Consider the following 10,000-nt stretch of genomic DNA (forward strand, 5'->3'; position numbering starts at 1 on the left):
GGGCGAGCCAACGCCGTAGCAGGATTTAAGTTCTACGACTATAACATCAACCCACCGCGCCGATTATCTTACTCCAATACCACTTCCACGCGGCGCGCTTCGGCGTTGTTGCCGCTGCCTTCGCTGTTTTCAGGCTTACGCAGCTCAATTTGCTCTTCGGCCACGCCGAAGCCCATTAGCGCGTTTTTCACCGCAAACGCACGCTGCTTGGAGAGCTCTTCGTTTTGCGCCTGATTACCGGTGGTATCGTGGAAGCCGGATACCATGGCTTTCTTACCTTCTTTCACGCCGGCCAACACTTCCTGCAACGCTTCTTCCGCGCCCGCAGCCAAGTCGGATTTACCGCTGGCGAAGTAGAATTTCACAATGCCGTTTTCCACCACCACCGCAGAGCCGTCGCCCTCTTGGGCAGCAGCGCCGTCTTCAGCAGCCGCCATACCGGCATCCGCGCCGTGAGCGGCATCGCCGCCCGCCGCCATATCGTCGGATGCACCGTCCATCGCCGCCGCGTCGGTCATACCCATATCATCGGCCGCTGCCATCTCTGCATCGGCAGCCTGCGCCATTTCCACGACAGACGCATCGCCCATTTCCGCCACACCGGCCACTTCCACCATCTCGGCAGAAGCCGCTTTACCGTAATCCGGCGAGCCTTCGATTTTGCCGGTTTCCCAGCCCCATACCGATAAAAACAGCGTCGTCGCCACAGCCAAACCCGCAGCGCCGCCGGCAATCCACAAGCCCAAGCGTTGTTCTTTATGATCGTTATTGTCAGACATCGTCTTTCCTCTTTTTTTAAACGTAAAATGAAAACCAACAATCATTATACCGAAAATCCGTCATAAAAACCTAATGATAGATATTTTCAGACGGCCTTTACCCTTACGCCGCCGCAAAAACTGTTCAAACCCCTGCCAAACCAGTAAAATAAAAGCCTTATTTTCCGTTTATATTTGACATGCCGAATACCACCATGCTGACTTTCCAACAAATCATCTTCAAACTGCAAACTTTCTGGGCCGAACGCGGCTGCACCGTTATCCAACCCTTCGATATGGAAGTCGGCGCCGGTACGTCCCACCCCGCCACCTGCCTGCGCGCGCTCGGCCCCGAGCCGTGGTATGCCGCCTATGTGCAGCCCAGCCGCCGCCCGAAAGACGGCCGCTACGGTGACAACCCCAACCGCCTGCAGCATTATTACCAATTCCAAGTCGCCCTCAAACCCGCGCCTGCCGACATCCAAGACTTATATCTCGACAGCCTGCGCGAATTGGGCATCGATCCGAAAGTACACGACATCCGCTTCGTGGAAGACGACTGGGAAAACCCCACGCTCGGCGCATGGGGCTTGGGCTGGGAAGTGTGGCTTAACGGCATGGAAGTGACCCAGTTTACCTATTTCCAGCAAGTCGGCGGCATCGACTGCACGCCCGTGCTCGGCGAAATCACCTACGGCATCGAGCGCTTGGCCATGTATCTGCAAGGCGTGGAAAACGTTTATGACCTGATTTGGTCGCACACACCCGACGGCCAAGCCGTGACCTACGGCGATGTGTACCACCAAAACGAAGTGGAGCAATCCACCTACAACTTTGAATACAGCGATGCCGAATGGCTGCTCGGCCAATTCAACCACTACGAAGCCCAAGCCAAGCGCCTGCTGGAAATCGAAGACACCAGCCTCGCCCTGCCCGCCTACGAATTGGTGCTGAAGGCCGGCCACACCTTCAACCTTTTGGACGCACGCGGCGCGATTTCCGTGACCGAGCGCGCCACCTACATCGGCCGCATCCGCACCCTGAGCCGCATCGTCGCACAGAAATTCGTCGAAAGCCGCGAAAAACTGGGCTTCCCGCTGCTGAAAAACCAAGCAGCCTGATTTCAGACGGCCTTTGCCGCCCAACACGCAGGCCGGATATCCGTATCCGGCCATGCCGTCTGAAAACCCGTAACCCCTCCACCGGCAAACCCACATGATAGAAAAACTCACATTCGGTCTCTTTACCGAAGACGACACCCGCAGCTTTATGCGCCTGATGAGCTACGTCAAGCCGTATAAAGCCCGCATTGTCTGCGCGCTCCTGGCGATTGTCGGCGTAGCCGCCACCGAAAGCTACCTCGCCGCCTTTATCGCCCCCCTTGTCAACCAAGGCTTTGCCGCACCCGTCGCCCCGCCCGAGCTGAGCGACGCCACCGGCATCATCGCCACACTGCAAAACTGGAAAGCCCAGTTCAACTATCTGATTTGGGGTACGGAAAGCAAAGTATGGGTCGTACCCGTTTTCTTTATCAGCCTGGTCTTAATCCGCGGTATCTGCCGTTTTACCAGCACCTACCTGATGACATGGGTATCAGTGATGGCCATCAGCCATCTGCGCCGCGATATGTTCGACAAAATGCTGCTGCTTTCCTCCGATTTCCACCAAAAAAACCCGCCCGGCACGGTATTGATGAATATGGTGCAGATGGCGGAAGCCTCCATCAGCAGCGCCAGTAACGTCTTTATCACCCTGACGCGCGACACCATGATTGTTATCGGCCTGGTGTGCGTTTTGCTGTATCTCAACTGGCAGCTGAGCCTGATTGTGGTATTGATGTTTCCCCTGCTCTCGCTGCTTTCCCGCTATTACCGCAACCGCCTGAAAAGCATCATTTCCAGCGCCCAGCTCAGTATCGGCACGCTGAATAATGTGGTAAACGAAACCCACCAAGGCCACCGCGTGGTCAAGCTCTTCGGCGGCCAAAACCAAGCGCGCAGCCGCTTTGCTGATATCAACAACACCATCGTGCGCCTCGGCAAAAAAATCACCCAGGCCACCGCCGCCCGCTCGCCGTTTAGCGAATTAATCGCCTCGTTCGCCCTGGCAGTCGTGATTTTCATCGCCCTGTGGCAAAGCCAAAACGGCTACACCACCATCGGCGAATTTATGGCCTTTATCGTCGCCATGCTGCAAATGCTCAGCCCGATTAAAAATCTGGCCAACATCAGCATCCCCATGCAGACCATGTTTCTGGCTGCCGATGCCGTGTGCGGCTTTTTAGACGAGCAGCCCGAAAAAGACACCGGCAAACAAACCCTGAGCCGGATTACAGGCCGTCTGAAATTTGAAAACGTTGATGTCCGCTATCAGGAAGAACACCGCAAAGCCCTCGACAACTTCAATCTCGATATCCGCCCCGGCGAACGCATCGCCCTGGTCGGCCGCTCCGGCAGCGGCAAAACCACTGCCGTCAACCTGCTGCCGCGCTTTGTCGAGCCCGCCGCCGGCCGCGTGTTGATAGACGATACCGACATCGCCGATGTGAAGCTGGAAAACCTGCGCGCGCAATTTGCCCTGGTATCCCAAGACGTATTCCTGTTTGACGGCACACTCTTGGAAAACGTGCGCTACAGCCGCCCCGAAGCCACCGAAGCCGAAGTATTGGCCGCCCTTCAAGCCGCCAACCTGCTCGATTTGGTTGAAAAATCGCCGCACGGCCTGCACCAGCCCGTCGGCGCCAACGGCAGCCAGCTCTCCGGCGGCCAACGCCAGCGCGTTTCCATCGCCCGCGCCATTCTCAAAGACGCGCCGATTTTGCTGCTCGACGAAGCCACCAGCGCGCTGGACAATGAATCCGAACGCCTTGTCCAACAAGCCCTTGAGCGCTTGATGCACGGCCGAACCAGCATCATCGTCGCCCACCGCCTGAGCACCATCGAAGAAGCCGACCGCATCATCGTGATGGACGAAGGCAAAATCATCGAGCAGGGTACGCACGCCGAATTACTGGCCAAACAAGGCTATTACGCCGCCCTGCAGCATATGCCGAAAACAGGCGAGTAATGTTCAGACGGCCTCAGGCCGTCTGAAAAATGCGCCATATCTTTGAAGAGCGATTATGAATACCGCAGCCCCGCTTGTTTCCGTGATGATTCCCTACTACAACTGCAAGGAATACATTGCCGAAACCGTCGCTTCCGTCGAGCAGCAGACCTACCCCGCCGTCGAAATCATTATCATCGACGACGGCTCCGCGCCCGAGCATCGCGATTATCTGCAAAATCTGCTGGCCGAAAAGCCCCATATCCGCTACGCACATCAAGAAAACCAAGGCGTATCCGCCGCGCGCAACCATGCCGCACGCTTGGCGCAGGGCCAATATTTCCTGTTTCTCGATGCCGACGACATCATCTTGCCCGAATACATTGCCAAAGCCGTTGCCGTATTGGAGCACGACCCGGATTGCAAGCTGGTTTATCCGCAGGCTGAGCTTTTCGGCGCAGAAAGCGGGCTGTGGACACTGCTACCATACCGAGGTTTGGATAAATTATTAGAAGGGAATCATATTCCGATTATTGCCATGCATCGGACTCAAGATTTTCAGACGGCAGAAGGGTTTGATGAGCGCCTCTACTCCCATGAAGATTGGGATTTATGGATCAGGATATTGGAAAAAGGGGGAAATGCTGTCACCCTGCCTGATATATTATTCCGTTACCGCAAACGACATGATCTCTCATCATTAACAAATGATTTACTGAGCAATGAAACCAGACTTAGCGAGAGCTGGCAGCATGTTTATATCAAGCACAGTCAGAAATTTATTGAATCCGGCTTAAGTTATTATCATCTGATTCATGATTTGAACTACTACCGTAGCAGATACAACCGCCGCATCGTCATACGGATTAAAAACTGGGTTCGAAATTTGAAAAACATGTTTTCAAAAAGATAACCACTTTAAATAAAAAACGGCTATATTTATTTTTCTCAGCAAAACCGATTTTTTTGCATGAAAGGATAACAAATGAGTCTTACTACATCAGTTGCTTTACCGCCCGCAACCATTGTGATGACTTTTCATAATGAAGGAGCTTATGCGCAAAAAAGTCTTTGGGGTTTTCAGCGCATTCGGGATTTTTCTGCAAGTTTTGGGAACCGCGTCGATTTAATTTGTGTCTTGGATTGTGCGGAAGATTTGACTGCACAAATTGTGAAAAACTTTGTAAGTCAATATGGTAGCGATAAAGACCAAATTTTAGAAACGTCTTATGCATCATTGGCTGCTGCCCGCAATACGGGTATCCACCATACCCGTACTGAATACGTCGGATTTATCGACGGAGATGATTTTTTCAGTAGCAACTGGGTAAACAATGCTCTTCAGGTTCAACAGCAGCATAAGAATCAAGTCTTATGTATGCCGTCCCATGTCGTCAATTTTGGCAACCATATTGCGATTCAGGCTATCGTGCCAAGCAGAATGATTCCCAAGGCACAAATGATGAATATGCATTATTGGGTTTCTTCATCTTTTGGTCCGACAGATCTTTTCAAGCATAATCCGTATAACGAAAAAATCGGCAAACAAACAAGATTTGCTTTTGAGGATTGGGATTTTAATTTGCGTTGCGTTTCAAAGGGTGTCAACATTGAGCCAGTGCAACAAACTTATCTTTTTTACCGACGCAGAGGCAATTCGATGCTACAGGAGCATTTGCAATTCAACTCCTTTATTCCGCCGTCTGATTTTTTCTTAAATATTAATTTGTAAAGTGATATAACATGAAGAAAAAACACTTTAAATCAATGGTTAAATCCATTGTTCGGGCCATTTGGAAAACGATTTTTAAGCCTTTGGTGAAATGCCTTCCTGAAACACCTTTAAAAAACAGGCTACTGCGTGCCGGTCATAAAATAGAAAACCGCGCATGGTGGCCGAAGCCGCCCAAAGAAAAGCCCATCAACAACCTGAATGCCTTTTTATTGAATGAGTTGAAAGAGTTGGGCGGAATCGAACCCGGTTTGCAACCCAGCAGAGACTTTGTCAATCAACTGTCCCAACACAGCTATACGCCGTGGCCGAATCTGGAAAACAACAGTTACGGTGAAGCATACGGCCTTATTTTGAGACATTTGGGCAACTTGGATTTTGATACCGTTTTTCTTGCGCCTTGGCTCAAACGCGGCGGCGCGAATTTAGGGCTGCTGCACCACATCAATTCTCACCATGAAAAAGGCTTTAAAATTTTACTGATTACAACTGAAAAAGCCGAATCAAGCTGGCTGAACAGACTTCCGGATTCAGCAACCCATTTGAATTTTGCAGATTTTTCGAGCAATCTTAACCATCACAAATCTGCCGAACTTTTGGCGCGGCTTTTGCTACAGATCCCTGTGCAAACGATTCACAATATTAATTCAGCCTTAGGTTGGGAAGTATTTAAAAAATACGGCTGCCAATTAAAATCAATGGGAAAACATTTGTTTGCCAGCGTATTCTGCGAGGATGAGTACGAGCCCAATATTTTCTTTGGCTATGCAAGCTATCTGCCCGAAACATTCCGCTTTATGGAAAATGTGTTCTGCGACACCCAATGGTACCCGAAAGAGCAAAGCAAATTGACGGGGTTGACTGATTTTGCCAAGCCCGTATATTTTCCCTTTTTGGGAAAACTTTTGCCTTATGCTGCCTCAGTCCAACAGAAAGCACCCATTTTGTGGGCAAGCCGCATCGCTAAGCAAAAGCGTCCTGAGTTGCTGTATAAAATCGCAAAAGCCATGCCAGAGTATGAATTCCATGTATATGGAGAATCTGACCGCGCATGCAAAGCAGAATTGAAAGCATTGCAAGAGCTCGAAAATGTCAAATACTTTGGCAAATACGATTCTTTTGCCGATATTGTCAAAGCGCAATCCTACGCAGCCTTCTTATACACTTCCCAATATGACGGATTACCGAATGTATTAATTGAAGCAATTTCTAATGGTTTACCGGTAGTATCTTATGATGTGGGTGGTATCGGGGAGCTTATCCATACGGATACTTTGCTTTGGGATGATGAAACCTTTGAAAACAATTTAGTCAAGATAAAATATGTTCTTGGCAATAAAGGATTACTGCAAAATTCTTGGCAATACAGCCGTGATATTTTAGCGACCCGCCACAGTTGGGAAAGTTTTATTAATACGCTCGAATCTATAAACCACTATTTTCCTGTTGCACCCATGGATGAATATAAAAAGATTTATTCAGATTTCCGAGTCCTTTCCAATCATTAAAGAACCGAACGAAATTATTTTTAATGGTTGTTATTTTCAGACGGCCTTATTCCAACTTAAGGCCGTCTGAAAATACACATTCCGACCAATGAAAACAATAAAGGAAAACACCATGACCAACCCGATTGAAATCTACCAAACTTCAGACGGCCAAACGCAGGTCGAAGTCAGATTCGGGCAAGAAACCGTTTGGCTGTCGCAGGCGCAGATGGCGCAGCTGTTTGACACCAGCACCGACAATATCAGCCTCCACTTAAAAAACATTTTTTCTGAAGAGGAATTGAGCGAACAGGCAACTACCGAGGATTTCTCGGTAGTTCACCAAGAAGGCAAACGTAATGTAACCCGCCAGTTGAAGCACTATAATTTAGATGCCGTAATTTCAGTAGTCTGTAGGGCGGTGATTTGATGCGGTAACCTACCGAGATGATGGTTTCTAAGTCATAGAAAGTAACGGGGCGGTCGGCAGAAGCAATATGCATTTTTTGCATATTGCTTTTTCGGATACCCCTGTATCCAACAAAAGCTTCCGGATAAAGGGCGTTTATCGTCATTCCAAACCATGTCGGATTCAGGGGTATCCGACCTACGCCCTACTGACCTTGCTGGTAGCCGAATCCGACCCGAAACAAAAAGACACCTTAATCCGCCTGATGATGCATATGCTGCAAGCCTCCGTTTAAACCCCAAATCCGCTATAATCACGCCATACGAAAAAGCGCAGCCGCTTGTTATTGAGAAGAAAGCCAAACATGACAACCCAAACCCTGTTAATCGAACTCCTCACCGAAGAACTCCCGCCCAAAGCGCTCAACACTTTGGGCAATGCCTTTGCCGCCTCCGTAGCCGAAGGCTTGGAAAAAGCGCAGCTGCTCGACGGCGCGGCCGAAGTAAACGCTTACGCCTCGCCGCGCCGCCTGGCCGTGCAGGTTAAAAATGTGAAACCTGTACAAGCCGACCAGCAGATTGTGAAAAAAGGCCCGGCGGTAGCGGCCGGCATGAAAGACGGCGTGCCGACCAAGGCCTTGGAAGGTTTTGCGCGCGGCGCGGGCGCGAAAATCGAAGATTTGAAAGTCATTCACGACGGCAAGCAAGACGTTTATGCCTACGAATACACGCAAACCGGCAAGCCCTTGGGCGAACTCTTGGAAGACATCATCAATCAGGCGGTGAAAAAACTGCCGATTCCGAAAGTCATGCGCTGGGGCAGCAGCACTTTCACCTTCGTACGCCCCGTGCACGGCCTGGTGGTGCTGCACGGCGCGGATGTGGTGGATGTCAGCGTGCTCGGACTGCAAAGCGGCAACACCACTTTGGGGCACCGCTTCCTTTCAGACGGCCCGCTTACCGTTGCCAACGCCGAAAGCTACGCCGACACCCTGAAAACCGAAGGCAAAGTCGTTGCCTCGTTTGCCGAACGCAAAGCCGCTATTCAGACGGCCTTAAATGAACACGCAGGCCGTCTGAACGCCCGCGTGGCCGCCGACGAAGCCCTGCTTGACGAAGTTACCGCGCTGGTGGAATGGCCGGTGGTATTGGAAGCCGGTTTTGAAGAACACTTCCTGCAAGTGCCGCAGGAATGCCTGATTCTGACCATGCAGCAAAACCAAAAATACTTCCCGCTGCTCGACCAAAACGGCAAGCTGATGAACCGCTTCCTGCTGGTTTCCAACCTCGAAACCGCCGATCCGTCGCACATCATCAGCGGCAACGAGCGCGTCTTGCGCGCGCGCCTTTCCGACGCCGAATTTTTCTACAAGCAAGACCAGAAAGCCACGCTGGAAAGCCGCCTGCCCAAGCTCTCGCAAGTGGTGTACCACAACAAACTGGGCAACCAGGCCGAGCGCCTCGACCGCCTGATGAGCATCAGCGGCTACATCGCCAAAGCCCTGGGCGCAGACACCGCCACCGCCGAACGCGCCACCCGTCTCTCCAAAGCCGACCTCGTAACCGAAATGGTGGGCGAATTCCCCGAACTACAAGGCACGATGGGCAAATACTACGCCCGCCTCGACGGCGAAAGCGAAGAAATCGCCAACGCCATCGAGCAGCACTACCGCCCGCGCTTTGCCGGCGACGCGCTGCCCGAAGGCCAAACCGCCACCGCCGCCGCGCTGGCCGACAAACTCGAAACCCTCATCGGCATCTGGGGCATCGGCCTGATTCCCACCGGCGACAAAGACCCCTACGCCCTGCGCCGCTCCGCGCTCGGCATCCTGCGTATGCTGATGAACAGCGATTTGAGCATCAGCGATGTCTTAAACGCCGCCTACGCCACCTTCCCCGCCGGCAAACTCTCCGCAAACACCGTCGCCGAAGTGGCCGACTTCATGCAGGCGCGCTTGGCCGTATTGCTGCAAAACGACTATCCGCAAGACATCGTCGCCGCCGTATTGTCGCAACGCCCCGACCGCTTGGGCGATTTGGAAGCCAAGCTGCAAGCCGTGGCCGCGTTCAAGCAGCTTCCCGAAGCCGCCGCACTGGCCGCCGCCAACAAACGCGTGCAGAACCTCTTGAAAAAAGCCGACGCCGAACTGGGCGCGGTCAACGAAGCCCTGTTGCAGCAAAGCGAAGAGCAAGCCCTGTTTGCCGCCGCACAAGCCCTGCAGCCGAAAATCGCCGCCGCCGTTGCCGGCAACGATTTTCAGACGGCCTTAACCGAGCTGGCCGCCATCAAACCGCAAGTCGACGCCTTCTTCGACAAAGTGATGGTGATGGCCGATGATGCCGCCGTGAAACAAAACCGCTTGAATTTGTTGAACCAACTGGCGCAGCAAATGAACGCGGTGGCGGATATTGCGCTGCTGGGCGAATAAGCCCCGGTTGTTTGGCAAAAAGCCGTCTGAAAACACAGGTTTTCAGACGGCTTTTGTTATTCATTTCACATCATCATGTAGTCGGTAGGCCGGTTTTGATACAGTCGAAGAACTGAATTTCTGCTACGGCGTTGGCTCGCC

At 52.0% G+C, this 10,000-nt stretch carries 8 protein-coding genes; 7 read left to right on the forward strand and 1 reads right to left on the reverse strand.

Annotated elements, in window-relative coordinates; genetic code table 11:
* Window positions 1–68: 68 nt before the first annotated feature.
* Entirely contained in the window at window positions 69–779 is a 711-nt protein-coding gene (locus BDE01S_RS05040) for an OmpA family protein (protein ID WP_066078150.1), read from the reverse strand.
* A gap of 194 nt (window positions 780–973) precedes the next feature.
* Between BDE01S_RS05040 and glyQ the strand changes: the two genes are divergently transcribed.
* The 7 genes from glyQ (at window position 974) to glyS (ending at window position 9,859) form a co-directional block, all read left to right on the forward strand.
* Entirely contained in the window at window positions 974–1,879 is a 906-nt protein-coding gene (gene glyQ / locus BDE01S_RS05045; RefSeq protein WP_066078169.1) for a glycine--tRNA ligase subunit alpha, read from the forward strand.
* Between the two features lie 94 nt (window positions 1,880–1,973).
* Complete coding sequence (gene msbA / locus BDE01S_RS05050; RefSeq protein ID WP_066078153.1) at window positions 1,974–3,824, forward strand: lipid A export permease/ATP-binding protein MsbA; 1,851 nt, start codon at window positions 1,974–1,976, stop codon at window positions 3,822–3,824.
* Between the two features lie 55 nt (window positions 3,825–3,879).
* The gene (locus tag BDE01S_RS05055; RefSeq protein WP_066078156.1) at window positions 3,880–4,716 is read left to right on the forward strand and encodes a glycosyltransferase family 2 protein; all 837 of its coding nucleotides are present in this window, start codon (window positions 3,880–3,882) and stop codon (window positions 4,714–4,716) included.
* Window positions 4,717–4,788: 72 nt separating this feature from the next.
* Window positions 4,789–5,535 (forward strand): glycosyltransferase family 2 protein, encoded by a 747-nt coding sequence (locus BDE01S_RS05060; RefSeq protein ID WP_066078159.1) that lies wholly within the window; start codon window positions 4,789–4,791, stop codon window positions 5,533–5,535.
* An 11-nt stretch (window positions 5,536–5,546) separates the two neighbouring features.
* Window positions 5,547–7,043 carry a glycosyltransferase family 4 protein gene (locus tag BDE01S_RS05065; RefSeq protein WP_066078162.1) on the forward strand — a complete coding sequence of 499 codons (1,497 nt, stop codon included), beginning with the start codon at window positions 5,547–5,549 and terminating at the stop codon, window positions 7,041–7,043.
* A 112-nt stretch (window positions 7,044–7,155) separates the two neighbouring features.
* On the forward strand, window positions 7,156–7,452 hold the full coding sequence (locus BDE01S_RS05070; RefSeq protein WP_066078163.1) for a virulence RhuM family protein: 297 nt from the start codon (window positions 7,156–7,158) through the stop codon (window positions 7,450–7,452).
* Window positions 7,453–7,795: 343 nt separating this feature from the next.
* Entirely contained in the window at window positions 7,796–9,859 is a 2,064-nt protein-coding gene (glyS, locus tag BDE01S_RS05075) for a glycine--tRNA ligase subunit beta (RefSeq protein ID WP_066078166.1), read from the forward strand.
* Window positions 9,860–10,000: the final 141 nt, after the last annotated feature.

The organism is Bergeriella denitrificans NBRC 102155, assembly GCF_001592185.1.
Taxonomy (GTDB): Bacteria; Pseudomonadota; Gammaproteobacteria; order Burkholderiales; family Neisseriaceae; genus Neisseria; species Neisseria denitrificans.

What these genes read in the sequence shown, in the direction of transcription:
- BDE01S_RS05040 (WP_066078150.1), bottom strand. Translation starts at nt 779, where the DNA reads ATGTCTGACAATAACGATCATAAAGAACAACGCTTGGGCTTGTGGATT.
- glyQ (WP_066078169.1), top strand. Translation starts at nt 974, where the DNA reads ATGCTGACTTTCCAACAAATCATCTTCAAACTGCAAACTTTCTGGGCC.
- msbA (WP_066078153.1), top strand. Translation starts at nt 1,974, where the DNA reads ATGATAGAAAAACTCACATTCGGTCTCTTTACCGAAGACGACACCCGC.
- BDE01S_RS05055 (WP_066078156.1), top strand. Translation starts at nt 3,880, where the DNA reads ATGAATACCGCAGCCCCGCTTGTTTCCGTGATGATTCCCTACTACAAC.
- BDE01S_RS05060 (WP_066078159.1), top strand. Translation starts at nt 4,789, where the DNA reads ATGAGTCTTACTACATCAGTTGCTTTACCGCCCGCAACCATTGTGATG.
- BDE01S_RS05065 (WP_066078162.1), top strand. Translation starts at nt 5,547, where the DNA reads ATGAAGAAAAAACACTTTAAATCAATGGTTAAATCCATTGTTCGGGCC.
- BDE01S_RS05070 (WP_066078163.1), top strand. Translation starts at nt 7,156, where the DNA reads ATGACCAACCCGATTGAAATCTACCAAACTTCAGACGGCCAAACGCAG.
- glyS (WP_066078166.1), top strand. Translation starts at nt 7,796, where the DNA reads ATGACAACCCAAACCCTGTTAATCGAACTCCTCACCGAAGAACTCCCG.